The organism is Arthrobacter sp. MMS18-M83 (assembly GCF_026683955.1).
GTDB lineage: Bacteria > Actinomycetota > Actinomycetes > Actinomycetales > Micrococcaceae > Arthrobacter.
The window spans coordinates 2005773-2032284 of sequence record NZ_CP113343.1; the positions used below are offsets into that span (position 1 = coordinate 2005773).

General features: G+C 64.0%; 24 protein-coding genes and 1 pseudogene. 9 read left to right on the forward strand and 16 right to left on the reverse strand.

Annotated elements, in window-relative coordinates:
* Positions 1–6: 6 nt before the first annotated feature.
* Positions 7–390, reverse strand: a complete 384-nt coding sequence (locus tag OW521_RS09380; protein WP_268024821.1) for a cold-shock protein — start codon at positions 388–390, stop codon at positions 7–9.
* A gap of 233 nt (positions 391–623) precedes the next feature.
* Here OW521_RS09380 and OW521_RS09385 point away from each other — a divergent pair, with 233 nt between their 5' ends.
* Genes OW521_RS09385 through OW521_RS09395 form a run of 3 tightly spaced genes read left to right on the forward strand, consistent with a single transcriptional unit; the run spans position 624 to position 5005 of the window.
* Complete coding sequence (locus OW521_RS09385) at positions 624–839, forward strand: hypothetical protein (protein ID WP_268024823.1); 216 nt, start codon at positions 624–626, stop codon at positions 837–839.
* Between the two features lie 49 nt (positions 840–888).
* Positions 889–3351 (forward strand): helicase-associated domain-containing protein, encoded by a 2463-nt coding sequence (locus tag OW521_RS09390; RefSeq protein ID WP_268024825.1) that lies wholly within the window; start codon positions 889–891, stop codon positions 3349–3351.
* A 10-nt stretch (positions 3352–3361) separates the two neighbouring features.
* A complete protein-coding gene (locus OW521_RS09395) occupies positions 3362–5005 on the forward strand; it encodes a DNA repair helicase XPB (protein WP_268024827.1) in 1644 nt (547 codons plus the stop codon).
* 37 nt (positions 5006–5042) lie between these two features.
* Here the strand turns inward: OW521_RS09395 and OW521_RS09400 are convergent, their stop codons facing one another.
* Positions 5043–5294, reverse strand: a complete 252-nt coding sequence (locus OW521_RS09400; RefSeq protein ID WP_268024829.1) for a hypothetical protein — start codon at positions 5292–5294, stop codon at positions 5043–5045.
* Between the two features lie 107 nt (positions 5295–5401).
* Entirely contained in the window at positions 5402–6310 is a 909-nt protein-coding gene (locus OW521_RS09405; protein WP_268024831.1) for a LysR family transcriptional regulator ArgP, read from the reverse strand.
* Between the two features lie 69 nt (positions 6311–6379).
* Between OW521_RS09405 and OW521_RS09410 the strand changes: the two genes are divergently transcribed.
* From OW521_RS09410 to OW521_RS09425, 4 genes and pseudogenes are all read left to right on the forward strand, one after another.
* Positions 6380–7015 (forward strand): LysE/ArgO family amino acid transporter, encoded by a 636-nt coding sequence (locus tag OW521_RS09410; RefSeq protein ID WP_268024833.1) that lies wholly within the window; start codon positions 6380–6382, stop codon positions 7013–7015.
* Between the two features lie 94 nt (positions 7016–7109).
* Positions 7110–7820, forward strand: a complete 711-nt coding sequence (locus tag OW521_RS09415; protein ID WP_265981946.1) for a response regulator transcription factor — start codon at positions 7110–7112, stop codon at positions 7818–7820.
* Between the two features lie 2 nt (positions 7821–7822).
* Positions 7823–9303 (forward strand): annotated as a pseudogene (locus OW521_RS09420) (sensor histidine kinase).
* A 188-nt stretch (positions 9304–9491) separates the two neighbouring features.
* Complete coding sequence (locus OW521_RS09425; RefSeq protein WP_268024835.1) at positions 9492–9782, forward strand: WXG100 family type VII secretion target; 291 nt, start codon at positions 9492–9494, stop codon at positions 9780–9782.
* 92 nt (positions 9783–9874) lie between these two features.
* On the opposite strand, the gene OW521_RS09430 is transcribed toward OW521_RS09425, so the two are convergent.
* From OW521_RS09430 to OW521_RS09455, 6 genes are all read right to left on the reverse strand, one after another.
* Complete coding sequence (locus OW521_RS09430; RefSeq protein ID WP_268024837.1) at positions 9875–10948, reverse strand: ribonuclease HI family protein; 1074 nt, start codon at positions 10946–10948, stop codon at positions 9875–9877.
* Positions 10949–11342: 394 nt separating this feature from the next.
* A complete protein-coding gene (gene groL, locus OW521_RS09435; RefSeq protein WP_268024840.1) occupies positions 11343–12971 on the reverse strand; it encodes a chaperonin GroEL in 1629 nt (542 codons plus the stop codon).
* Positions 12972–13268: 297 nt separating this feature from the next.
* Entirely contained in the window at positions 13269–14519 is a 1251-nt protein-coding gene (locus OW521_RS09440; RefSeq protein WP_268024842.1) for an ABC transporter substrate-binding protein, read from the reverse strand.
* A gap of 83 nt (positions 14520–14602) precedes the next feature.
* Positions 14603–14806, reverse strand: a complete 204-nt coding sequence (locus OW521_RS09445) for a cold-shock protein (RefSeq protein WP_268024844.1) — start codon at positions 14804–14806, stop codon at positions 14603–14605.
* A 138-nt stretch (positions 14807–14944) separates the two neighbouring features.
* A complete protein-coding gene (locus OW521_RS09450; RefSeq protein ID WP_268024846.1) occupies positions 14945–15565 on the reverse strand; it encodes a LytR C-terminal domain-containing protein in 621 nt (206 codons plus the stop codon).
* Positions 15566–15614: 49 nt separating this feature from the next.
* Entirely contained in the window at positions 15615–15950 is a 336-nt protein-coding gene (locus OW521_RS09455; RefSeq protein ID WP_442781250.1) for a DUF3263 domain-containing protein, read from the reverse strand.
* A gap of 182 nt (positions 15951–16132) precedes the next feature.
* On the opposite strand from OW521_RS09455, the gene OW521_RS09460 reads away from it, so the two are divergent.
* Both OW521_RS09460 and OW521_RS09465 read left to right on the forward strand, forming a co-directional pair.
* The gene (locus OW521_RS09460; protein ID WP_268024848.1) at positions 16133–16900 is read left to right on the forward strand and encodes a uracil-DNA glycosylase; all 768 of its coding nucleotides are present in this window, start codon (positions 16133–16135) and stop codon (positions 16898–16900) included.
* A gap of 15 nt (positions 16901–16915) precedes the next feature.
* Positions 16916–17755, forward strand: a complete 840-nt coding sequence (locus OW521_RS09465; protein WP_268024850.1) for a siderophore-interacting protein — start codon at positions 16916–16918, stop codon at positions 17753–17755.
* Between the two features lie 38 nt (positions 17756–17793).
* Here the strand turns inward: OW521_RS09465 and OW521_RS09470 are convergent, their stop codons facing one another.
* The 7 genes from OW521_RS09470 to gcvT form a co-directional block, all read right to left on the reverse strand.
* Positions 17794–19272, reverse strand: a complete 1479-nt coding sequence (locus OW521_RS09470; RefSeq protein WP_268024852.1) for a threonine/serine ThrE exporter family protein — start codon at positions 19270–19272, stop codon at positions 17794–17796.
* Positions 19273–19350: 78 nt separating this feature from the next.
* Entirely contained in the window at positions 19351–20424 is a 1074-nt protein-coding gene (locus OW521_RS09475; protein WP_268024854.1) for a lipid II:glycine glycyltransferase FemX, read from the reverse strand.
* A gap of 94 nt (positions 20425–20518) precedes the next feature.
* The gene (locus tag OW521_RS09480; protein ID WP_268024857.1) at positions 20519–21340 is read right to left on the reverse strand and encodes a DNA/RNA non-specific endonuclease; all 822 of its coding nucleotides are present in this window, start codon (positions 21338–21340) and stop codon (positions 20519–20521) included.
* Between the two features lie 86 nt (positions 21341–21426).
* Positions 21427–22857, reverse strand: a complete 1431-nt coding sequence (locus OW521_RS09485) for an L-serine ammonia-lyase (RefSeq protein WP_268024859.1) — start codon at positions 22855–22857, stop codon at positions 21427–21429.
* Between the two features lie 310 nt (positions 22858–23167).
* Positions 23168–24505: a serine hydroxymethyltransferase gene (glyA, locus tag OW521_RS09490; RefSeq protein ID WP_326494022.1), complete on the reverse strand. Its 1338-nt coding sequence runs from the start codon at positions 24503–24505 to the stop codon at positions 23168–23170.
* Entirely contained in the window at positions 24502–24885 is a 384-nt protein-coding gene (gene gcvH / locus OW521_RS09495; protein WP_268024860.1) for a glycine cleavage system protein GcvH, read from the reverse strand. Before gcvH ends, glyA begins: the two co-directional genes overlap by 4 nt.
* A 492-nt stretch (positions 24886–25377) precedes the next feature.
* Positions 25378–26511 (reverse strand): glycine cleavage system aminomethyltransferase GcvT, encoded by a 1134-nt coding sequence (gcvT, locus tag OW521_RS09500; RefSeq protein ID WP_268024861.1) that lies wholly within the window; start codon positions 26509–26511, stop codon positions 25378–25380.
* Position 26512: the final 1 nt, after the last annotated feature.

A 26512-nucleotide genomic window follows, 5' to 3' on the forward strand; every position in this document is an offset into this window, starting at 1 on the left:
GGCTGCTTAGGCTTCCAGCTCGTTGGCAACCTTGCGCAGTGCTGCGGCGATGGCCTTGCCTTTGGCGCCTTCAGGGTACTTACCGGCCGACAATGTCCCCGAAAGGTTGTCCAAGACGGACACAAGATCCTGGACCACGGGCGCGAGCTCGCGGGCGTTCATGCGCTTGGCCTTGGCAATGGATGGCAGCTTGTCCAACACGCGGAGGCCCAGTGCCTGGGCGCCTCGGCGACCGTCGGCAACGCCGAACTCAACCCGGGTACCTGCTTTGAGATCCGTTACACCCTCGGGCAGGGCGGATTTGGGCAGAAATACTTCCTGGCCATCCTCTGCTGCGAGGAATCCGAAGCCTTTGTCCTTGTCATACCACTTGACCTTGCCGGTGGGCACGTAATCAACCTTCTTCGTTCTTACCTGGGAGACACAGCCGGCGCGTCACCGCATCCGCAGGATACTGCGGGAATAGGGGTAACTGCCTGGTCCATGTTGGTCTATTGCTTCAAGGTTATCCTGCCCAGCCGCGGATTCGCGCTTTGAGACCATGCTGAGCAGGTCCCGTCGCCTTTTGTTCGTGCGCAGGGCGGGAACAGCGCAACTGGCGCGGGACTGTTAGCGTTGCTTACATGATTCCCCACGGCTACCGCCGCCCGCTCGTGATCGTCGCCGCCGTCGTCGCCGTGCTGTCCTTGGCGGCCGTGGGCGCCGTCATGGCTACCGCTTTTGCCCGGGGCGTAGCCCCGATTTGGGTTACCTCCACTGCTCTCTATGGGCTGCCGCTGGCATTCATTTTGATGGCCGCGTTGGTGGTGGACTCCGTCTGGGCACGGCGTCGCCAATGAGCCACCAGAAAGCCCGACGGCGGGCCCGGCTGGCGGTAACGTTGAACTGATGTCCCTTATTCGCGCGCTCAGCAAGGAACTGGAAGCGCGCAGCGATGATTCGCTGCGGGCCCTGTTTGCCGCCCGGCCGGACCTCATTTCCCCTGTCGCCCCGGACTTCGCTGCTCTCGCTGCGAGGGCGAGCGCACGGGTCAGCGTGCAACGGGCCCTCGAACGGCTCAACAAACCGGAAATGCAGGTACTGGAGACACTCCATCTCTGCACCAATGCAGACACTGGCCACAGCGTCTCTGCGGCGGGTTTGAAAAAGTGCATCAGCGGCTCCACACTTGCCGCGCTGGAGCCGATCTTGAACAAGCTCCAGGAGCTGGCACTCATCCACAGGGCCGATCCCCCGGCTACGGTGCACCTTCCCGGTCGCCAGCGCTTCTACTTGCCTGTGGGCAGCCTCAAGGACGTCATCGGCATCTACCCCGCCGGCCTAGGCCGCAGCTACACCGAGCTGGTACGCCTGCAGCCGGCCTTCGCCCAGCGCGTAGTACAGCTCGTTGCCGAACTTCACAAGAGCGGCGCCGACGTCCTCGCTGCCACCACGCCGATGGACGCGGCGCTCGCCCTGCAGCGATGGACGTCAACGCCGGAGAGTTTGCAGCACATCCTATCCGAGGCCCCGATACGGACCCGCCCCCTTTTGAACAAGTTTGGCAGCTGGGCCATGGGTGCCGTTCCACAGGCCCAACGCAAGGCCTCCGTGCTCCACGAGGGCCGCGACGTCGGTCCCGTGGACTGGCTCTTGGCCCGCGGCTTGCTTGTACCCCTGGACGCCGGCCACGTTGAACTGCCCCACAGCGTCGGCTTGTCCCTGCGCGGCGGCGCGATCGTGGACCACTTCACTTTGAAGCCTCCCGTGCCGGAGTTGGGCCAGACAAGTGCCGCCTTGCGCCGGAATGCCGCCATGGGTGCTATTGCCGAAGTACTCCGATTGGTCGGCGAACTCCTGTACGCGGTCCGCGATCAGCCGGTGGTTACCCTTCGCAGCGGCGGGGTGGGCGTGCGCGAGCTCAAGCGCCTGGCCGATAGCCTCCGGTTGGGACTGTCCGAGACGGCGCTGATCCTTGAGCTCAGCGCCATGTCCGGATTGCTGCGCCTCGATGTGGACAGTTCCACCTGGGTCCAGCCACCCACGGTGGAATGGCTCACGCTCCCCCGCCAGGAACAGTGGCTCTGGCTGGTCAACGCCTGGCTTGCCAGCGAGCGCGCCCCGTCACTCGTCGGGCAGAACCTCCCCGGTCCTGCCGCGACGGCATCGCGGACCGGTTTTGCCGGAACTTCCATCAACGCTTTGTCTGCCGAGGCCCAACGCCCTGACGCCCCGCTTGTCCGCAAGCGGATCTTGGAGATCCTCGACGAGCTCACCCGCGAAGTCGAAGCACCGGACGGCAAGGCCCCCGTGCTCAACGCGGAGGCTGTCATGGAGCGCGCGGAATGGACCCAGCCCCGGATGTCACGGCGGTTCAGTTCCCTCATCCGCGGCATATTGCACGAGGCGGAAATCCTGGGGCTCATGGGTTCCGGCGCCCTCACCCAGCTAGGCTCCGCCATCGCCACCGAACAGCCGGATCTTGCCCTGCGTGTCCTCGGCGAACACCTGCCCGCCGCGGTCAACCACGTCCTACTCCAGGCAGACCTGACCGCCGTCGCCCCGGGGTACTTGGCACCTGAACTGAGCGAAAAACTGCTTCTGATAGCCGAGGCCGAAGGACAAGGCCCGGCCACCATCTTCCGTTTCTCCGGGGATTCAATCCGACGCGCGCTGGACGCCGGCCAAGACGCCGAGGCCATCCTCTCCTTTCTACGCACCCACTCCGCCACTGACGTCCCACAGCCGCTCCAGTACCTGATCAAGGACATCGCCTCGCGGCACGGCCGGCTACGCGTCGCCACCAGCGCCAGTTTCATCCAAAGCGACGACGAGGCCGCTATTGCCGATCTCCTTCACGAGCCCGGGACCGCGAGCCTGGGCCTCGTCCGGATCGCCCCCACGGTGCTGACCTCCGCGGTGAGCCCGCGGGAGACCGCGAGAGTGCTGCGGGAGCTGGGACTTTCGCCTGCGGTGCAGGAGGCCGAGCCCGCCGTCGTGCGTTACAAGCGGACGACGGCGGTGGCCGGCGGCGCCCGCCCCGTTTACACGGCGCCCCGCACAGCCCCGCCGGACGACGACGTCGATGCCCAACTGGCGGTCCTGAGGCACCATCGCGGGGTCTCGGGTGACATGACGGGCGAGGCGGCAACGCAACTGGGGCTCGAAACGCTCCAGAGGGCCATCCGGTTGAAGCAAGCAGTCACCATGAACGTGGTTGACGGCTTGGGGAATTCCAACACCGAGACCGTTGTTCCCGTATCGGTGTCCGGCGGGCGGGTCCGGGTGTTCGACGCGGCCAGGGACACCGAAAGAGTCTTGTCCATCCACCGCATTATCGATGTGGAACCTGCGGGCGATCCGCGCAAGTGAGGAAGCAATAGTGAGCGACGGTCCGCTGATCGTACAGAGCGACAAAACCATCCTGCTGGAAGTCGACCACGAACTCGCCACCGAGGCACGGCATGCGATTGCGGCATTCGCCGAGTTGGAGCGCGCCCCCGAACACGTCCATAGCTACCGGCTCACTCCCTTGGGTTTGTGGAATGCCCGCGCCGCGGGGCTCGACGCCGAAAAGGTCCTGGACACGCTCCTGCGCTACTCCCGTTTCCCGGTGCCGCACTCGTTGCTGATCGACATTGAAGAGACGATGTCGCGTTACGGCCGGTTACGCCTGGAAAAGGACCCGCAGCACGGATTGGTCATGCGGACCACCGACTATCCCGTACTTGAGGAAGTCATCCGGGCCAAGAAGATCGCACCGCTGCTGGGGCCGAGGATCGACGGCGAAACGGTGGTGGTGCATTCCTCCCAGCGCGGGCAGCTCAAGCAGCTTCTACTGAAGCTCGGATGGCCGGCCGAGGACCTCGCGGGCTATGTGGACGGCACTCCGCACCTGATCGCCCTGAACGAGGACGGCTGGCACCTGCGGCCCTACCAAAAGCTTGCCACGGAGAACTTCTGGGCGGGCGGCAGCGGCGTCGTCGTCCTGCCTTGCGGTGCGGGGAAGACGCTAGTGGGCGCGGCCGCCATGGCCACCAGCTCCACCACCACCCTGATCCTGGTCACCAATACCGTCGCGGCCCGCCAATGGAAGGACGAACTCCTCAAGCGGACGTCCCTGACCGAGCAGGAAATCGGCGAGTATTCGGGCGCGGTCAAGGAAGTCCGGCCGGTCACGATCGCCACCTACCAGGTCCTGACCACCAAGCGTGGGGGCCTTTACCCGCACCTGGAACTCGTGGACGGGCACGACTGGGGACTCATCATTTACGACGAGGTCCACCTTTTGCCGGCGCCGATCTTCCGGATGACGGCGGACTTGCAAGCCCGGCGACGGCTCGGACTCACGGCGACCTTGGTACGGGAGGACGGGCGGGAGGGCGAGGTTTTCAGCCTGATCGGCCCCAAGCGCTACGACGCCCCGTGGAAGGACATCGAGGCCCAGGGCTACATAGCGCCCGCAGACTGCGTGGAAGTCCGGGTGGACCTGCCCAGGGACGAACGGGTGGCCTACGCCATGGCGGAGGATGCGGACAAGTACCGATTGTGCGCTACGTCCGAGACAAAGACCCAGCTAGTGGAGCAGTTGGTGGCGCAGCACCAAGGCGAGCAGCTGCTTGTGATAGGCCAGTACATCGATCAGTTGGATGAGATCGGCGAGCGCTTGGACGCCCCCGTGATCAAAGGCGATACAACCGTCAAGGTGCGGCAGAAACTGTTCGACGCCTTCCGTGCCGGTGAAATCAAAACCCTCGTAGTGTCCAAGGTGGCCAACTTCTCGATCGACCTACCGGAGGCCTCCGTGGCAATACAGGTATCGGGATCCTTCGGTTCCCGGCAAGAAGAGGCACAGCGACTGGGCCGATTGCTTCGCCCCAAGCAGGACGGCCGTGCGGCTCGCTTCTACTCCTTGGTGGCCAGGGACACCCTCGACCAGGACTTCGCGGCCAAACGGCAGCGCTTCCTCGCCGAGCAGGGCTACGCGTACCGGATCATGGACGCCAAGGACGTACCCACCGGGTAGTGACTAGTCAATTTTGGGGGCTAGTCAACTTTGAGGGCTAGGCAACCAGCTGTTGGGCGCGCCCTTGTTGCTGCCCTGGTTGCAGCGCTGGTTGCAGCGCGACGACGTCGACGACTGCCCAAGACTCTTCGTCGTTGAGCTGCGCGTTCGCGAAGCGTTCGGCGGCAGCCCGATCACTGAATTCCTCGTGCTCGATGCGGCCGGAATCCGCGTCCAGGTAGCTGACATGGAACTCGATGTTCTGAGGCTCCAGTGCCTGTTCGTTCGTCAGGGTTTGTTTCTTTTCCATGGCTCAAGTGTGAAACGGGGCTCCGACAATTTAGGCCTGTGCCAGCGGCGTGTTGGGTTTTGGCTGGCCGCGTTTGCTCAAGCCGCGTTTGTTCAAGCCGCGTTTGTTCAGGCAGAGCGCAGCACTTCCGCGGCCGTGCTGCGGACAGCCTCACTCACCGCGTCTAATATCCGCGACGGTGTCCGCCACCGTTGCCAGTACAAGGGAACGTCCAACGGCCGCTCTGGCGCGAGTTCCACCAGGTGCCCATTCTCTATGTCCTGTCTGCACTGCGCCTCCGGCAATAGTCCCCATCCGAGACCCAAACGAATAGCCTCGGCGAACTCCTGGGTGGACGGAACGTAGTGGCGCGGCCCGGCCGTTTCCATCCCACGCGCCGCGCCGCCCATGAGCTCCAGGAAGCGGTGCTGGTACTCATCTTTACGATCAAAGTCCACGGCCGGAGCTGCGCGCAGGGAGGCGACGTCCACGCCGTCGGGAAGCCAACGTGCCCTGAATTCCGGAGTGGTGACGGCGCGGTATCGCATGCTTCCCAGGGGCTCCACGCGGCAGCCTTGTACCGGTTCGGGGGTCGCCGTCACGGCAGCCATCACTGTTCCCGCGCGCAGCATGGACGTGGAATATTGCTCGTCGTCCCGGTGGAGGTCGAAGACGGCGTTCAGTTCCGCAGGGACCCTGGTAAGGGCCTTGAGGAACCAGACAGCCAGGGAATCCGCGTTGACCACAATGGGAACCGAGACCATCGGCGACTCGCCTGGCAGACCCAGTTCAAGCTCGGCGTCGGCCTCCAGCTGGGCGAGCTGCCGCGCGAGCCTGAGCACCACCTGTCCTGACTCCGTCGCCTGGACCGGATTGCTGCGCTGCAGCAATACCCTGCCGGATGCATGTTCCAGCGCCTTGAGGCGTTGGGAGACCGCCGACGGCGTGATGTTCAGTAGCCGGGCAGCGGCGTCGAGTGTGCCTTCGGTGAGCACTGCGGCGAAAGTGTGCAGCTGTTCGGAAGAGAATCTAGCCATAAGATGATCTTACGATGCCTAAGAATGTTTAGCTGGACTAATGCTCGCGGCGAAACCTAACCTCGAAGGATGAATTCGCCTGACATCCTCCATGCTGCCGGACTTGGCCTCGGTACCGGCCTGGCCCTCATCGTTGCCATCGGTGCGCAAAACGCCTTCGTCCTCCGGCAAGGAATCCGTGGCGAGCACGTCGGACCAATCGTCGCGGTGTGCGCCATCTCGGACGCCCTGCTCATCGCGGCGGGGGTACTCGGCACAGGTGCCTTCATCACAGCGGCGCCGGCCGCCGTCGTCGTTCTCCGCTATGTCGGTGCCGCCCTCCTGGTGACGTACGGGGTGATGGCGGCGAGGCGGATCCTCAAGCCGCAAGCGCTCGTGTCCGCGGACCCGGGGTCCCCGGGCGCCCGACGCGGCGGACTGGCGCGGGCGTTGGCCACTGTCCTGGCACTCACGTGGCTCAACCCCCACGTCTATCTGGATACCGTGCTGCTCCTGGGATCTGTGGCGAACTCGCAGGCGGACGGGCTCCAGTGGTGGTTCGGCGCCGGAGCGATGCTGGGCAGCATTCTGTGGTTCTGTTCGCTCGGGTTCGGTGCGAAACGGCTCCGCGGCTTCTTTGCGCGCCCGGCTTCCTGGCGAATCCTCGACGGCGGGATTGCCGTCACCATGGTGGGGCTCGGCGTCGGGCTGGCTTTGGGCAGCTGACTCGCCGTTGCCTCGCAGACAGCAACAGGCACCCCGGCAATTCTCACAACAAGCATCCAGTCAACTCCCAGAAACTGGGAGCATCATGAATGCTATGAAAAAGAACGGCCCCGAAGCCAAGCTCCTCGTCGTCGACGACGAACCCAACATCCGCGAGCTGCTGTCCACCTCGCTGCGTTTTGCCGGTTTTGAGGTCGTTGCGGCGTCGAACGGGCGCGAAGCCCTCGCTGCCGCCGATCTCCACTCCCCGGACCTCGCGGTACTGGACGTCATGCTCCCCGACATGGACGGGTTCACCGTCACCCGCCGCCTTCGTGCCGCGGGAAAGCATTTCCCTGTCCTGTTCCTGACCGCCAAGGACGATACCGAAGACAAGGTCATGGGCCTGACCGTAGGCGGCGACGACTACGTCACCAAGCCATTCAGCCTGGATGAAGTTGTGGCGCGGATCCGCGCAGTACTGCGCCGCACGCAGCCCATGGAAGACGACGACGCCGTCATCCGCGTGGATGACCTGGAGCTCGACGACGACGCCCACGAGGTCCGCCGCGGCGGCACCATCATCGAGTTGTCACCCACCGAGTTCAAGCTGCTCCGCTACCTCATGCTGAACCCCAACCGAGTGCTGTCCAAGGCGCAAATCCTGGACCACGTCTGGGAATACGACTTCAACGGAGACGCCTCGATCGTGGAGTCCTACATTTCCTACCTCCGACGCAAAGTGGACATTGACCCGGACGCAGCTGCCCTGATCCAGACCAAGCGTGGCGTGGGCTACGTATTGCGGACGGCCGAGAAGCGCTGACTTTGTTCAACCGTTGGAAGTCGGCCTCCCTCAGGTCGCAGCTGGTTGCCATCATCATGGGACTGCTGCTCCTTGCCCTGGCCGCCACGGGCGCCGGGACGCTGACGCTCGTCAAGAGCTACCTCCAAGGGCAGGTGGACGACAAGCTCAAGACCGCCGTCCAAATCGCCCAGCAGCAGCAATCTTTTGCCAACCTGTCCGAGCCGAACCCGGCCGTGCCCACGGACTACTCCCTGACGCTCTACGTCCAGGGCCAGCCGCCCTATCCGTTCGGCGGCAGCAAGACCGATCGGCCGAGCATTGCCAACATCAGCCCGGTTGAAGCCAAGGACCGCAACTACGCCCCCTTCCAGGTGGGTGGCACCGCCGGCGGCAATTGGCGCGTAGTAGCGGTCAACGTCGTGGACAACCGGACCGGGCAAAACGCAGTGGTGATCGTCGGGCTGCCCCTGTCCCCCGTGGACAAGGTCATGGAACACGCCACCCTCGTGGTGGTCGGCGTCGGGCTCCTGACCTTGGTGCTCGCGTTCTTCATCGCCACCTGGACCGTTGCACGCTCCTTCCGTCCCCTTGCCCGCGTGGAAAAGACGGCCGCTGCCATCGCGGCGGGTGATCTCTCGCGCCGCGTGGAAATCGAGAATCCGGTCACTGAGGTCGGCCGCCTGGGCGGCTCCCTCAACGCCATGCTCGCCCACATCGAATCGTCCTTTGCCGCGCGGGCGGCTTCCGAAGCCCGAATGCGGCGATTCGCTGCCGACGCCTCCCACGAGCTCCGCACTCCCTTGGTGACCATCCGCGGGTTCTCCGAGCTCTATCGCCACGGAGCCCTCGCTACGCCGGAAGACGTGGGCACCGCCATGGGCAGGATCGAAAGCGAAGCCAAGCGCATGGGATCCATGGTGGAGGACCTGCTCCTGCTTGCCCGCCTGGACGAACAAAGGCCTCTGCAGCTCAAACCTGTGGACCTACAGCTGCTGGCGAACGACGCCGTCGTGGACTCCCTTGCGACGTCCGGCGAGCGGAAGATTTCACTGACAGGGCTAGACGGCGGGGCGGCGGCCCCTGCCCCGGTGCAAGGCGACGAGGCCAAGCTTCGGCAGGTTCTGGGAAACCTGGTGGGGAACGCCCTGCGTTATACCCCGAAGGAACGCCGATTGAGCTCGCTGTCGGGGTTCGGAACACTCCGTCGGGGATGTTCTCCGTTCTCGAGGTGCGGGACCACGGCAGCGGCATTCCGGCCGAGGAGCTGCCTAGGATCTTCGAACGCTTCTACAGGGCGGATACCTCGCGCACGCGGGAGACCGGCGGCAGCGGCCTTGGACTCGCCATTGTGGCCGCTATCGTGGGCTCCCATGGCGGGACGGTAAGCGTCGAGAAGACGGACGGCGGCGGGGCCACTTTGGTTGTCAGCCTCCCTTTCCAGGACGAGGTGTCCGAGGTGCCTGAAGACGCGAGCGTTGCCGAGGCGGAAATCTCCGACTAGCACCGGCCGGGTTGGCGGAGCATTCAGGGCTGGCGCGTTCAGGGCCCGCGGGCATGCGAGGCTGGAAGGCAAGTTGTCCACATAGGCCGGTTCGGCTCTGGCAGGGCCGTTCGGCGGACTCTAGGCTCGATTCGTGGACCACACGCCAGCCGCACCTGCGGACACCTTTAGTTGAAAGGCAACGCCCCATGAGCGTCATTTCCGTCGATACCGAACTGCTCCAGCTCAAATCCGCCAGCGTCAAGGCCACCGTTGATCGCATCAGTGCCGACGTCCAGGCGATGAAATTCGGCCTGGACGAGCTTCAGGCCACGTGGAAGGGATCTGCGGCCAACAATTTCCAGGCCCTCGTCTCCGAGTGGACGTTGACCCAGAACAAGGTCGAGGCCTCGCTGGCATCTATCAATCTGGCGCTGTCCTCCGCCGCGGCAACGTATCTGGAGGCCGAACAAGGCAACACCCAGCGGTTCAGCTACTAGGCGCTCTGGCGGTGTCCGGTGGGGCGGTGCTTGCGCTTCCCCACCGGACACCGGACTGACAACCAGCTCCCTACCGTGTTGCTTCTCCGGCGCTACTTCTCGGGCGTCGACTGGTGGAACCGCAAGCGCCACCGGCCGTCGTCGAGCACCCAGATCGAACTCCGCAGTGCCGAGCCGGTTCGTCCATAACTCCGGTAGCTGAGCAGAATGGTGTTGCTTGAGATACGGTCCGCGGAAATGACCTCTACCTCGGGGGTTTCGCCTGGGTTGTCCTCCAACGCCATCATGAGTTCGTCGCGGGACCAAATACGACCGGAGCTGCCAATCTCGGTGAAATCCGGGTGAAGCAGCATCCCCGTACGCCCAAGATCTCCTCTGACGTCCGGCCTCAGGAGCTCCCTCTCAAGAAGAACAACGGTGTCCTCGTCTGAGCTCCCGCCACTCTGGCCAAGGGGGGCAACCTCTTCAAACTCTGCGAACAGAGTGGGCTCGGTGAATGTCTCTGGCTCTGCGAATGTGTCCTGCCCGGTACCCCTCACCGACTCATAGGAAAGATCCTGATCGCCGAAAAGTGTGAGGTCTTCGTCCTGAGCGTCAGCGCCGTCGAAAAGCGACGGTGGTTCCACAGCTACGGCGCGGTCTGAAGGCCCCGTCTGGCGGGTAGAGCGATTGAGGGGCACGGATTGTCCGGGTTCGTCGGTTCCCGGATAACCCGGGCCGCTGGGAGCGGCTGTGCCCTGCTGGTACGCGCTAGCAACGGCACGGGCGCGATCGTCGGCGGCCTCGTTGAGATCGTGGCCTGCATGGCCCCTGACCCATTCGAACGTGTATTTCCGGCCGACAATGGCCTGGTCGATGTCCTTGAGCAAATCGACATTCAAGACAGGCTTTCCGTCGGCCTTGCGCCATCCCTTGCGCTTCCAGCCCGGCATCCACTTGGTGATGCAGTTGATGACGTACTGGCTGTCGCAGAGGATCTTCAGCTCTTCGTGGGGAACATGAGCCGTGGACCGGAAGAGGTCCAGCACAGCCATGAGTTCGCCCTGGTTGTTGGTTCCGTGCGGCCACCCGCCGGCCCGCCAACAAGAGTCGTTCACATACCAGGCCCAACCAGCGGGCCCGGGATTGCCGAGGGCAGAACCATCGGCGGCAGCAATAATCGTCATGGTTTCCATCCTGCCAGACCACCCCGACACTCTCCGACCTCCAGACCCCCAGACCCCCGAGGCCGAGTCATTCCCTTGCCGAACGACGCTCCTTCACTTACAGGCCCAAAAATTCCAACCCTCCTGCAGATCTTGCTCCCTGCGGTCGTCAAGCGTCGAAAGAAAACCCGACAAAAGTGAACGAGCGTCCGAAGAAGACCCGACGTAAGTGCACGAGCGTCGAAAGAAAACCCGACAAAAGCGAGCGAGCGTCCGAAGAAGACCCGACGTAAGTGAGCGAGCGTCCGAAGAAGACCCGACGTAAGTGCACGAGCGTCGGTTAAACGGCGACGGCGGCCCCCACCTGAGGTGGGAACCGCCGTCGTGCGTGTTGCTGGTGAGCTAACGCGGGGGTTTAGAAGCCGCCCATGCCGCCCATGTCGTCGCCGCCACCCATGGCCGGAGCGTGCTTCTCCGGCTTGTCGGCGACAACGGCCTCGGTGGTCAGGAACAGACCAGCGATTGAGGCAGCGTTCTGGAGCGCCGAGCGGGTGACCTTTACGGGGTCGTTGACGCCGGCAGCCAGCAGGTCCTCGTAGATGCCGGTTGCAGCGTTCAGGCCGTGGCCCGACGGCAGGCCGCGGACCTTGTCGATGACAACGCCCGGCTCGAGGCCAGCGTTGTAAGCGATCTGCTTGAGCGGAGCGTCGATGGCAACGCGGACGATGTTGGCGCCGGTTGCTTCGTCGCCTTCGAGCTGCAGGTTGGCGAATGCCTTGGCACCAGCCTGGATGAGGGCAACGCCACCACCGGCGACGATACCTTCTTCAACGGCAGCCTTCGCGTTGCGGACGGCGTCCTCAATGCGGTGCTTGCGTTCCTTGAGCTCAACTTCGGTTGCGGCACCGGCCTTGATGACTGCAACGCCGCCGGCCAGCTTGGCCAGGCGTTCCTGCAGCTTCTCGCGGTCGTAGTCGGAATCGGAGTTCTCGATCTCGGCACGGATCTGGGCAACACGACCGGCGATGGCGTCGGCGTCGCCGGCACCTTCGACGATGGTGGTCTCGTCCTTGGTAACAACAACCTTGCGGGCGTTGCCGAGCAGTTCGAGGGTTGCGTTCTCGAGGCTCAGGCCGACTTCGGAGGAGATGACCTGGCCACCGGTAAGGATGGCAATGTCGGCGAGCTGAGCCTTGCGGCGGTCACCGAAGCCCGGAGCCTTGACGGCAACGGACTTGAAGGTGCCACGGATCTTGTTGACGATCAGGGTGGCCAGGGCCTCGCCCTCGATGTCTTCGGCGATGATCAGCAGCGGCTTGTTGGACTGCATGACCTTCTCCAGGACCGCAACGAGTTCCTTCACGTTGGAGATCTTGGAGTTGACGATCAGGATGTACGGGTCTTCGAGGACCGTTTCCTGGCGCTCTGCGTCGGTGACGAAGTAAGCGGAGATGTAACCCTTGTCGAAGCGCATGCCTTCGGTGAGCTCAAGCTCCAGGCCGAAGGTGTTGGACTCCTCGACCGTGATGACGCCTTCCTTGCCAACCTTGTCCAGGGCTTCAGCAATGAGGTTACCGATTTCGGAGTCGCCAGCGGAGATGGAAGCCGTGGCTGCGATCTCTTCCTTGGTCTCGATTTCCTTGGCGGAAGCAAGCAGCTCGCGGATGACGGCTTCAACAGCCTTCTCGATGCCGCGCTTGAGGGACAGCGGGTCGGCGCCGGCAGCTACGTTGCGCAGGCCTTCCTTGACCAGTGCCTGGGCCAGAACGGTGGCGGTGGTGGTGCCGTCGCCAGCGACGTCATCCGTCTTCTTGGCAACTTCCTTGACCAGCTCGGCGCCGATCTTCTCGAACGGGTCGTCCAGTTCGATCTCCTTGGCGATGGAAACACCATCGTTGGTGATCGTGGGGGCGCCCCACTTCTTTTCGAGGACGACGTTGCGTCCACGCGGGCCGAGGGTGACCTTGACGGCGTCGGCGAGGATGTTGAGACCCCGCTCGAGACCGCGGCGTGCCTCTTCATCAAATGCAATGATCTTGGCCATAACGGCGGTAGTCCTTTCGGGACAGTCGTTAAGAAGGTGCCTTCACTGCGGTGCCCGCGACGGACGATCCTTCACATTCGGCCTCTGTACGCCGCGTGGTCCGGATCTCACCCCAGCAAGGTGTTCTTTGTTCTCCCAGGCACCGCCACTACTTCCAAGCGGCCGGAGCCGCACAAAGAATTAGCAGTCAATGCTTGAGAGTGCTAATCAATAATTAGCACTCACCCGAGGAGAGTGCAAGCAGAAGCGCCTGAAAATACTCGCCACGCCGGGGGAATTCGCTGTCGGCACAGCCCATCACGGCGTCCGCGAGGCGGTCTCTTTGCCGCTCACGCGGGCCGTGTTGTCAGCGCCATACGTGAAGACCATGTAGTTGGACGAGGTAACGTCCCCGTTGGCGTCGAATCCGATGGTGCCGGACTCGCCGTCGTAATCCGGGAGCTTCGCTCCCTTCAGCACCTCGACGCAATCCTTGTAAGACGCACAGGATGTGCGCTCTTTCGACGCCGCATCACCCGACGTCGGACGCACCCCGCCGGACACGGTGGTGAGCCAAGCGGCGATCGAGGCCCCGGCGTCGTCGTTCGCGGCAGCGGCGGCAATCGCCGCGAGAGTGACGGCGTCGTACGTTTCGGCTGCGTACGTTGTGTCCTTGAGGTTGGGAGCGATCCCCGTCAGCCCGGCTTGGAACTCGATACTCGGGAAGACCCCGGGGAGAATTCCACGCGCGCCGTCAAGCCCGCCCGCACCGAGCGTGGTCCCGTATTGGCGGATGGCGCCATCGCTCAAGAGCAGCTTCTTGCCTTTCAGCCCCGCGTTCAGAAGCTCGGCCAAGGCACCCTGGGCACCGTCACGGGCAACCACGACGACGGCGTCCGGCGTGCCGGACTTGATGCTCGCCGCAGCCGGAGCTGCTTTGCCGGCCGCGAATTCCACGTTGGACACGGCATCCATTCCGAGGCCGCGGGCAGCGTCCATGACTGCTCCGGAGACACGAGTACCGTAGTCCCCGGCTTCGTGCAGGACGGAAAGCCTCTTGGCGCCGGCGTCGTGCGCCAGCTTCGCCAGGACGCTTCCTTGCGCGGTATCAGCGGCCGAGGTGCGGAAGTAGAAGCCGCCGCTTTTGTAGCTACTGAGTCCGGCGGCGGTGTTGGCCGGCGAGATGAGCGGAACGCGGGCGGCTGCGAGAACGTCGATAGCGGCGGCAGCATGGCTGGAATCCGTTGGCCCGACCACGACGTCGGCATGAGCTCCAAGCAATGCTTTGGCCTGCGCCGCAGTCTCGGCAGTGAAGGCCGCCGCGCTGCTGCCGTCACTGGCCGCCGACGCAGGAAGCAACTCAACGGTGTGGCCTTTGTATCCGCCGGCGTCGTTGATCTGCTTGACGGCTAGCTTGGCCGCTGCAAGCTCTGATTCGTTGAGGAATGCGGAACCACCCCTGTTGTCCAGAATCACCCCAATGCGCAGGACGCCGTCGCCGCTCGGAGTAACAGCGTCAAGCCTGGCGTTGCCTATGGTGGCGGAGCATCCGGCCAGTCCTAGGGCCAAAGCCGCGCAGCCTGCGAGAAGAGAAACTAACCGGGACCGGCGCCCTCCAAAGGGCCGGGACAGCCTTATTGCCGCAACACCCACTAGATAAGACGCACGCTTTCTGCCTGCGGGCCCTTCTGGCCCTCGCCCAGTTCGAAGTCGACCCGTTGTCCTTCTTCGAGCGCACGGTAGCCATCCATCTGGATAGCGGACCAATGCACAAAGATGTCGTCACCGGACTCATCCACGGTGATGAATCCGTAGCCCTTTTCGGCATTGAACCATTTGACGGTTCCCAAAGCCATGATCCCCACACTTTCAACTAGCAGTGGCCGGCTTCCGGGATCTCCGGGCCAGCTCACAACTACTGTAACCACAGTCACGTTGCAGTGCCGCAACCTTGGGTGTGGGTGGCAGCAATGTTATTGAGGCGTAACCGAGTTCTACTTGTATCCCGGCCCCAGAATGACAACCACCGGCTGCGGGAATTCGGCACTGTCCACGAGGTTTGCGATGCCCAGCAGCTTGCCGAGGGCTTCAGCGTTGCTCTTCTGGGCCGGGCCCTTGTAGAAGACCGACGACGACTGCTGTGGCACGCCACCCCAGTTTGCGACCGTAGACAGCGGCCAGCCCCCGCCTTGCACGACGGCGGCCACGCGGGCAGCCAGGCCACCGGTGGTGGTGCCGTTGTAGACCGCGACTGTCGCGGTTTTGTCCAGCGGCGCCGTGGTGGGCGTCGGCGTGCTGGGAGGGGTGTCACCCGGCTGGCTGGATGGCTGCGCCGGGCTGCTCGGAGAAGTGCTTACCGACGGTGCCGGGGCGGAGGCCGCGGCAGTTTGCTTGGAGGCGTTCGCGGTAACGGCAGCTTGCGGCGTCGTCGAGGACGTGAACCCAAGCTTCGGAAGGATAAGGAACGCAACGAGGCCTACCGCCAGTGCAATGCCACCCAGGAGGAGCACAGGCCATAGTGCGGGGCGGGAAGCGGTGGCGACGAGCCGGTGGACACCCTGCCGCGATGAGCTCTGCGGGACGCGGTCGAATTCATCCCGGGCAAATTTGGTCATGGTGAAGCCTTGTCCTTGCTGCTTGCTTGCTGGGGGATCAGCGTGTGCTTTACGCGTCAGAACCAAGGCGGCGCGCCGTGCGGGCCCTCTGACGTGACATACGTAGTCTACGCAATCTCTTGACGAGCATAGGATCGTGCGTCAATGCGTCCTCGGTGTCGATGAGCGCATTGAGGAGCTGGTAGTAGTGGGTGGCCGAAAGATCGAAGAGCTCCCTGACGGCCTGCTCCTTGGCCCCGGCGTACTTCCACCATTGCCTCTCCAAGGCGAGCATCTGCTGTTCGCGCTCGCCCAGCGGCGAGTCGCTGCGGATTCCGGCGGACAGGTCTTCGAGTACCAATCCAGTTGCTTCGGACGCCATGGATTCCCGTGCGGGTTCTGCCACGACACACTCCTTCGACGCATTGACTGAAAATTGTCCCGCCCCCATGGTAACGGGCGAATAACATCGATGTCATTCGCCCCGCCGCTTCCAGTGGAGTCGCGTTCTGCAGTGTCACTTCCCGCAGAGCCGTTTTTCCGCAGAGCCGTTTTTCCCCAGGGCCCCAAGACAGGGACAATGGCTGGATGGCAGGCGAAGAAGCGTTGTTTGAGCTTGAATCCGAAGATCACTCCGCCGAATTCGCGGCACTCCCGGGAAAAGCCCTGGACGACCTGATGGCTCCAGACTGGGCCGAGGCGCTTTCCGGCGTCGAGGACGAATTGCGCTCAGTGCTGGCCTTCGTGGCGGGCGAGGCAGCCCGCGGAACCCGAGTGCTGCCTGCGGCGTCGAACATCCTTCGCGCCTTCCGTCAGCCGCTTGCCGACGTCAAAGTGCTGCTCCTGGGCCAGGACCCCTACCCGACGCCGGGACACGCGGTCGGGCTTTCTTTCGCGGTTTCCGGGCAAACCCGGCCCATTCCCCGCAGCCTTTCAAACATCTACCGGGAAATGGAGTCGGATCTCGGCTTGCCGCCGCGGGTGCACGGCGATCTCTCGGCATGGACAGGCCAAGGGGTTCTCCTGTTGAACAGGGTCCTGAGCGTCGCGGCGGGTGCGGCGGGCTCGCACCGGGGCAAAGGCTGGGAGGCCATTACGACGGCGGCAGTCACCGCGGTCGCCGCGCGCCGCACAGTTGCCGGGCAGCAGAGTCCGCTGGTCGCGATCCTGTGGGGCAAGGACGCCGAGGGCGTTCAGCCCCTGCTTGGCGGCGCCCCAGCGATCACCTCCGCGCACCCCAGTCCGCTGTCCGCGTCGCGGGGTTTCTTCGGCTCACGCCCGTTCAGCCGGGCCAACGCCCTGCTCCGTTCGCAGGGCGCAGATCCCGTCATCTGGGAACTTCCACCGTTGCCCTAGCTTAGGCTTGCCTACATGACATCTTTGCCCGCGACGTCGTCTGCGTCCCGCAATACCCGCCCCCAGGTGAACCTGACAGTGCTGCGCATGGAGCAGCTTTCGCCCCACATGGTGCGCATCATTGCAGGTGGAACCGGATTTGCCGGCTACGCGAACAACGACTTCGTGGACCGGTATGTGAAGATCGTGTTCCCGCAGCCCGGCGTCGACTACCAGCTGCCGCTGGATCTCTGGGCCATCCGCGAGACCATGCCACGCGAGCAATGGCCGTACACCCGCACCTACACCGTCCGCTGGGTGGACGAAGCCGCCCAGGAACTTGCAATCGACTTTGTGGTCCACGGCGACGAGGGCCTAGCGGGCCCATGGGCCCTGGCTGCCCAGCCCGGCGACGCACTGGTCTTCACAGGGCCGGGCGGCGCCTACAACCCAGCGCCCGACGCCGACTGGTACCTTTTCGCGGGCGACGACGCCGCGCTCCCGGCGATTGCCGCGTCGATCGAATCCCTGCCGGCCAATGCCAAGGGCCTTGCTTTCCTTGAGGTCGATAGCGACGCCGACATCCTTGACATCGCTGCGCCCGACGGCGTGGAGCTGCGTTGGCTGTTTCGCTCCGGAGTCCCGGCAGGATCGAGTTCGATCCTGCTCGATGCCTTGGGCGAAGCAGAGTGGTTGCCCGGCCGGGTGGATGTGTTTGCACATGGTGAGCGCGGCTACATGAAGGGCCTCCGGGATATCTTCTTCAAGCAACGCGGGCTGGAGCGCTCCCAAGTATCGCTCTCCGGATACTGGGCCCAGGGGCGCGTGGAGGACGATTTCCAGGCGGAAAAGAAACTCCCGATCGGGCAGATCTAGAGCCCTCGCTCTTTGGGAGCTCTCGCGGCCCCCGCGGCTTAGCGCCTGCGCACGCGGCGACGTTCGTTGCTGGCTAGTCCCTTGGTCAACGGGCGGGCCAAATTGTCTCCCAGCACAATTCCTGCTGCCACACCCAGCACGATTGCGCCCGCGTTGAGCATGCCCCCCGAGCCCAGCAAGACGTCCGCTTCCTGAACCGTCAACACATACATGGACCGGAATATCTTCAGCCCGGGCAGCAAGATGAGGGCCGCAGGGACGGCCACCACCAATTGCGGCGCACCGAGTTTGAGCGCCACCATGCGCGCCAACAAGCCGATGATCACGGCGGAAATCGCAGGCGAGAGCCGGTCTCCGATGCCGAGGTTGGATGCCCCCCACAAGACGAAGTAACCCACCAAACCTACTGCCGCCGTCGGGAGCAGTAGTTTGAGCAGGGTCTGTTCGGTGATGCCGATGGCAATCACGGCCACGGCGATCAGGATCGCCTGGCCCCACAATGGATACGCCTCGGGGAATGTTTGGGTAACGTCGATCCCGACGCTGCCCGTGAGATCGCCAACAACCACCGCGACGGCGATCCCGGCGACGATCGCGCCGAAGGTCAGGATGGTTGACAGGAAACGTCCGGCCGCGGTGACCGGGAATCCGTTGATGGCGTCTTGCACCGAAGAGACAAGCCTTCCCGTTGGCAACAGCAACAGGATGCCGCCCGCCACGACGATGGATGGCGGAATGTCCGCCCCTGCCCAGCGGAGCATGAATGCGATAAACGTAACCAGGAAGGAGCAGGCCGCCGTCACGAAGAAGTCCGGCGTACGCCATTTGCCCAATTGCCGGGCCACGAGGTTGATGAGCATGTTGGAAACGAAGGCCAGGGTGGACGCTCCCAGTCCCCCTCCTAGTACGCCGACGAAAACAGCGGAGAAGACGCCGAATGCCATAGTGACGATCCACCGCGGATAGGGCTTGCTGCTCCGGATGATGTCATCCAACCGGCGAACGGCTTCTGCCCTGCCCACGCCGCCAGCCACGATGTCCGTGACGAGCTGGTGCACCTGGGCCAAACCCGCATAGTTGTTGGTCCAAGAGCGGACTACCCGGAGCAAGGTGAGCGGAGTCTGGTCCTTGGGCGCATAGTTGATCTGGACCGACTGGTTGGTGATGTCGACTTCGATGTTCTTCAAACCGAGTGAAGCCGTGACCGCGATGATGCTGGTCTCGACTTCCAGGGCACCGGCTCCATAACGAAACATGGATTCGGCCATGTGCAGCGCGAAATCGATGGTCTTGCGCGCCGAAGCATCTACGCCGCCCACTTGGATGGTGGGGTTGGCGTAGGGGCTGCCCGCCAGGCGGTCCACGATGCTCATGGGGGCGGTGGGAGGATTCTCGCCCTGGACGAGCCTGCGAAGCATGCGTTTGGCGTTGACATTCTGGCGCACCTGCGATGGCTTCAGTGGCTGCGTCTTAGGCAAGCCGTCCGTGTTGGGCCTGTTGTCGGGGCGGTCAGTCACGCGGGTATTCCTCCAAAGGGCGGGGCTCCTCCAAATATTGGGTGTTCCACAAGCAATTGACGGGGCAGCGCTGCGATTCTAGTAGAACTGCTGGCCCGTCCGGCGGGTGTAGATCTGCCGGGCGATGCGTTCTCCGGCAGCGGTCCAAAGCCTGTATTTCAGCGGGCTGATGACTTGGTCGTAGCAGCCTACGAAGTCGGTGACGGTCTTGCTGAAACTGGTCTTGAACAGGCCGAGTCCGTGGAACGGGTGCGAGGTGTCCTTGAGCCGGTCCGCGGGCGGAGTGCCACAGAAATCGTACTCGGTGCAGCCCAGTTCCTTGACCTGGTTGATGGCCGTCCACTGGACCAAATGCGAATCACCGTACTGTGCCCGCTTCTGCAGCGAACCGCCGTCCTTGTACGTGCCTTTCCGGCCGTAGTTGATGACGAAGGCCCCAACGGAGGGGACACCGTTTTCGAAGACGAACAGGAGCCGGCCCTGTCCACGGTCGATGAAATTGGTCCAGAACTGGCGGTAGTACACGAATTCGCGGACCCGCACCTGAGACTTCGCCTCGACGGTGTTGGTCATCAGCGCATACATGGAACGGAAGTTCTCTTCCGTGGGCTCCATGGTCTGGACCTCGACGCCTTCACGGATAGCCCGGCGGACCGCATTGCGTCCGCGGGAATGGAGGCTACGCAGTAGCTGATTCTCTTCCGGGGAAATATCCAGCAGGGCTGTGGAGTCGTTCGGCTGCAGGTTGGGGGTCTTGACCACACCCGTGGCCTCGATCGCGGCGCGGGCGTCGTCGCTGAGGACAATGTCCGGCTCGATTTTGACAGCGAACACCCCGAGCTTGCCCTGCTTTACGAATTCCTGGTTGGCCTTGATGATCCCCGGAATGTCCTCGACCCCGGCAACGTCCGGGCCCTTGATGAGGTACCAAAGCTTGCCGAGCAACGGAAACGACTTCTCCAGGACCAGGTTGTAGCTGCTGTAGTCCTGGGTTTCGTAGACGAGGTGCAGGGGCTTCCAGCCGAAGTGTTGTTTCACGTCTGCGAATGCCTCGGATTGGAGGAGGTTGCCGCCGTTGGGATTGGCCGTGACGTGTTTGTCCCAGTGTTCGATTTCCTCGGCGGTGGCAAAGCGTGCGGTAAATTCTCGCAAGGGGGCCGTGTCCAATCAGTTGCGTACTTGAGGCAGCAGGCACCGGTGTGCGGCGCAGGCGTTCAGGCTCAAGTCTATCGGCCCCCAGGACGAGCTACAGCCTGATCTGTTCCATGGCCTCCAGGTGGATGGCCTTCGGTTTTTCCCCAAGCTCCCGCTGGCCCTTGGCGAGGCGATCGGCGTTGACGAGAACGTCGAGCGGCAGCCCGGTGGCGTCCTCGATCTCCTTGATGGGTACCTGGAATGTGCGGAATGGCCCCAGCGGCGGCGGTTCTTCGGCGAGAAGGCGTTCCTTGGTGACCTTCTCCATCTCCACCTCGTCCAGCAGCGGGGTCTGATCCACCACAAAGCCGGCGGCACCGAGTTCGGCGTCGTTGGTCCACGCAGCAATCTTCCAGAATTTCCGCGGCACGTGCACACCGCGGTAGGGAGGGTCGTCATCCCGGAAGACCGGTCCCGTAAAGACGCTCATCCTGGCGCCGAAGGCACCGGCATGGCCAAGAACGTGGTCCTCAAGACCGGACCACAATTGCTTGCCTTGGTTGAATTTGTCGATCTGGGGTGCCGCGTTGGTGAACACGAACGTTTCCTGGTTGGCGGTCTTGGCCGTAGCCGGGTCCCCCCATACGGGGTCCAACCGGCGCACAAGATGCCCACGGTCGAAGGCATTGTTCGCATAAACATCCGGACCGGCCTGCTGCTCTTCGGGGACCCTGGAATCGAAATGCCAGGTTCCTTCGCGTGCCAAGGGGTCCAATTGGCTGCCCTCGATGTTCACGGCCACAATTGCAGCCAACCTGCGATCAGGACGGAACCGCACCGAAAAGTGGGTGTAATCAAGAAGAATCGTCGTCTCCGACGGACTGGGCAGCTCAAGGCCTGCCCGCAAAAATTCACTGCTGTATCCCCCGCTCATGGATACATGATGGCACTGGGTTACGACACTGAACAGACATTAGCTGAGCTCGACAAGCCCGATCGATTATCGGTGACGGACGCCCGTCAGCACTCCACGACGTTGACCGCGAGGCCGCCCATGGCGGTTTCCTTGTATTTGGAGGACATGTCCTTGCCGGTTTCGCGCATGGTCACGATGACCTCGTCCAGGGAGACCCGGTGTGTACCGTCGCCCCAGAGCGCCATCTTCGCGGCGTTGATGGCCTTGGCCGCGGCGATCGCGTTGCGTTCGATGCACGGGATCTGCACGAGCCCGCCGATCGGATCGCAGGTCAGGCCCAGGTTGTGTTCCATCGCTATCTCGGCCGCGTTCTCCACCTGCCCCGGGGAGCCGCCCATGACTTCGGCCAGGCCCGCGGCGGCCATCGAGGACGCCGAGCCCACCTCGCCCTGGCAGCCGACCTCGGCCCCGGAGATCGAGGCCTGCTCCTTGTAGAGCACCCCGACGGCGCCCGCGGCGAGCAGGAACTTCACGATCGTCTCGTCCCGGTCCTTCTGAGTGGCCTTGTCCATGCCGGGGGCGAAGTGCAGGGCGTAGTAAAGCACAGCGGGGATGATCCCCGCCGCCCCGTTCGTCGGGGCGGTGACCACGCGCCCGCCCGAGGCGTTCTCCTCGTTCACGGCCAGCGCGATCAGGTTCACCCATTCCTGCCAGTACTTCGGATCCCGGTAGTCGGAGTCCTGGCCTTTGGTTTCCTTCAGGAGCCTCTCGTGCCAGTCAGGGGCCCGACGGCGGACCTTCAGCCCGCCGGGCAGCACGCCTTCGCGCTTCAGGGACGTTTCGACGCATTCCTCCATGACGGAGTAGATGTGCAGCAGGCCGGCCCGGATTTCTTCCTCGGTCCGGGAGGCGCGTTCGTTGATGAACATGATGTCCGAAATGCCCAGTCCCTTGGAGGAACAGCGGCCCATGAGCTCCGCGGCGGTCCGGAAGGGCAGCGGGAGTTCCTTCTTGGACTCCTCCAGTTCCTTCTGCGCCGCGTCTTCCTCGCCCTCGCGGACGATGAAGCCACCGCCCACGGAAAAGAACGTGGCCTCGTGCAGCACCTCGCCGTCGGCGTCGGAGACGGAGAACTTCATCCCGTTCGTATGCCGGGGCAGGACCGTGAGGGGGTGCAGGATCATGTCCGCCTCCCCATACGCCAGCCGCACCCCGGATTCCGGATCGACGGCGCCGCCCAGGTTCAGTGTGCCGGTTTCGGCAATCGAGGCGAGCCGTTCCTCCACCTCCTCGGGAAGGATCTCCTCGGGGTGGTAGCCCTCCAGGCCCAAAAGCACCGCGGTCATGGTGCCGTGCCCGCGGCCCGTAGCAGCCAAGGAACCATACAGATCAACGCGCAGGGACGCCACGCGCTTGAGCGCACCGGACACCTTGAGTTCGCCCGCGAAGACCGCCGCAGCACGCATCGGCCCCACGGTATGCGAACTCGAAGGACCAATCCCAATAGAGAAAAGATCGAAGACGCCAACAGCCATGTCGGTTCCTAACTAGATATATAGACGGAGACGGTGGGAAGGTGAGCAGCGCGGCCCCTTCGGGACCGACATCCGGCAGGCCGCCAGTCTTTAGGCCCTTTGGGACCGGCATCCGGAAGCGTGCGGCCCCGCCGTCCCCCTAACCTCGCAAGCTCGGTCAGGGAACCCGGACGGCGTGGGCCCATCCGGTCGCGAAAACGTCCGCCCAGCGGGCGTCTACGCGACCGAGCACGCGGAGGATGTCAGTTCCAACGGCCGCGGTGAGCTGGCTCCGGGACCAAACCGGACCCGGAGCCAGCGGCGGAGAACCTCAGCTGAGGTTCGCAACGCCCGGGTAGAGCGGGTGCGCGGCGGCCAGGGCCTCCACGCGGTGACGCAAGCCGGAGAGGTCCGCGCCGGCGTCGGCGATCAGTGCCTCGGCGATGATGTCCGCAACCTCGCGGAACGCCGCCTCACCGAAACCGCGCGTTGCCAGTGCCGGGGTGCCGATCCGCAGACCGGAGGTCACCATCGGCGGGCGCGGGTCGAACGGAACCGCGTTGCGGTTCACGGTGATCTCGATCGCGGCGAGGCGGTCCTCGGCCTGCTGGCCGTCGAGTTCGCAGTGGCGCAGGTCCACGAGCACCAGGTGCACGTCCGTGCCACCGGAAATCACCGAGATCCCCTTGGCAGTGACGTCGGGCTGGACGAGGCGTTCGGCCAGGATCCGGGCACCGGCCAGCACACGCTCCTGGCGTTCCTTGAACTCTTCCGAGCCGGCGATCTTGAAGGCCACGGCCTTGCCGGCGATCACGTGCTCCAACGGACCACCCTGCTGGCCCGGGAAGACCGCCGAGTTGATCTTCTTGGCGATGTCGGCGTCGTTGGAGAGGATGATGCCGCCGCGCGGACCGGCGAGGGTCTTGTGCGTCGTCGAGGTCGTGACGTGCGCGTGCGGGACCGGGGACGGGTGCAGGCCGGCGGCCACCAAGCCGGCGAAATGCGCCATGTCCACCATCAGGTACGCGCCCACCAGGTCGGCGATCCGGCGGAACTCGGCGAAGTCCAGCTGGCGCGCATACGCGGACCAGCCGGCCACGATCAGTGCCGGCTTGTGCTCCAGCGCCAGGCGCTCCACCTCGGCCATGTCGATCCGGTGGTCCTCTTCGCGGACCTGGTACGGCACGACGTTGTACAAGCGGCCGGAGAAGTTGATCCGCATGCCGTGGGTCAAGTGCCCGCCGTGCGCCAGGTTCAGGCCCATGATGGTGTCGCCCGGCTTGATGAGGGCGTGCATCACCGACGCGTTTGCCTGGGCACCGGAGTGCGGCTGCACGTTCGCGTACCCGGCACCGAACAGGGCCTTCACACGGTCGATCGCCAACTGCTCGATGACGTCCACGTGCTCACAGCCACCGTAGTAACGCTTGCCCGGGTAACCCTCGGCATACTTGTTGGTCAGCACCGAACCCTGCGCCTGCATCACGGCCACAGCCGTGTGGTTCTCCGAGGCGATCATTTCCAGGCCCGACCGCTGACGGTTCAACTCGTCGTCGATCTTCGCCGCGATCTCCGGATCCAGCTCGGACAACACCGTGTCCAGGCTCGGCGACACTACCTGCTCGAACACTGCGTTCTCGGTGCCTGCGGCCCCGGTTGCGGCGCTCACAGCTCGCCACCGTTCTTGGAAGCGTATTCCTCAGCGGAGAGCAGCGGGCCGTCGGACTCGGCGGCCACCTTGAAGAGCCAGCCTGCGCCATACGGATCGTTATTGATCAGGGCAGGATCGTCGACGACGGCGGAGTTCACTTCCGTGACCTCGCCCGTCACCGGGGAGTACAGGTCCGAGACGGACTTGGTGGACTCAACCTCGCCGCAGGTCTCCCCCGCAGTCACAGCCGAACCGACCTCGGGCAAGTCAACGTACACAATATCGCCGAGGGCATCGGTGGCCACGGCGGAGATACCGACAGAAACAAGGTTCCCGGCTTCGCGGGCAACCCACTCGTGCTCGTCGGAGTACTGCAGTTCAGGTGCAACTTTTGCCATGTTTTTTCCTTTACGTTGGTCTAAAACAATTGTGGTCGGGTTGGGTGGCGGATAACGGAATTCCTCGGCGTGCTCGCTCGTTCCTCGCTTAGACGCACGCTGCCGGAATCCCGTCACCCGCCCTCCGCCAGTTCAGTTTTCGGGGCCAACAGTTCCGGAAAGAACGCTGGCCTTTCGGTTTTAGTTGTGGACCCGTGGTTCCCGTGGGCCAATCCAGTTTCTGTAGGCCAAGCTGCGGCAGGCGGCCCATCATCGAACGCGACGGGTGCCAAGCTCGCATAAGAGGCACCAAGGGTGAGTCAAGGTTCATACGGTTCGCCCTTCTGTTCGATAACCAAAGGTGACGGGGACGGCCCCATCGGGACCGGCATCCGGCAGCGGGCGTCTAAGGGAGCGTCACGTCCGCTCAGCGGGCGTCTTTCGCGACCGAGCCCGCAGAGGATGTCGGTCCCGACGGGCTAAACGCAACCACGGTCACCCACCCACCGAAACTTACTTGGCTCGCTTGTAGAACGGCAAGGCGACGACTTCGAACAGCTCGGGCTTGCCGCGCAGGTCTACGTCCAGTGCCGTGCCGGGTTCTGCGTGTTCGACGTCGACATACGCCAGTGCCACGGGGTAACCGAGGGTGGGGCTGGGCTGGCCGGAGGTGACTTCGCCGACAACCACGCCGTCCTTGAGGACCGCGTAGTGGCTACGGCCGGCGCGGCGGCCCAGGCCCTTGAGGCCAACCAGCTTGCGGCCGCTAGTGGAACCGGCGCCCTCGGCCTTCAAGGCTTCCAGGGCGGAACGGCCCACGAAGTCGCTTTCCTTGGCCAACGAAACTACTGGGCCCAGACCCGCCGCGAAGGGGTTGCCTTCGCGGGAGAGCTCGTTGCCGTAGAGCGGCATGCCGGCTTCGAGACGCAGGGAGTCGCGGGAAGCGAGGCCCGCGGGGATCAGCTCGCCGTCTTCGGCTGCGGCGGCGATTGCTTGCCACAGGGCGGCAGCGGCATCGTTGTCCACGAAGATCTCGAAACCGTCTTCACCGGTGTAGCCAGTGCGGGCGAGCAGCAGTTCCACGGTGTTCCCGGCAAAGGTGAAGGGCACCTCGACGGCGGCGTAGTACTTGAGCTCGGTGAGGAGGGAGTGCTGTTCAGCCGGGACCAAACGGAGGAGGATCTCTTCCGCCTTGGGGCCCTGGACGGCGATTAGCGAGGTGGCTGCCGAGGCGTCCTCGACGACGACGTCAAAGTTGGCGGCGCGCTGTGCCACAGCCTCGGCAACAACCTTGGCGTTGCCGGCGTTCGGAACCACGAGGAACTTGGAATCCCCACGGCGGTAGGTGATGAGGTCGTCGATGATGCCGCCGTCTTCCTGGCAGATCAGCGAGTACTTGGCCTTGCCAACCGACATGGCCGAAATTTTGCCGACCAGCGCGTAGTCCAGAAAAGCGGCTGCTTCCGGACCGGTGACCCAGACTTCGCCCATGTGGGAGAGGTCGAACAAGCCTGCGGACTGGCGGACGGCGTGGTGCTCGGCCAGTTCGGACGAGTATTTCAGGGGCATCTGCCAGCCACCGAAATCGGTGAAGGAAGCGCCGAGCTTCTTGTGCTCTTCGTAGAGCGCAGTGTAGTTCTCAGTCATC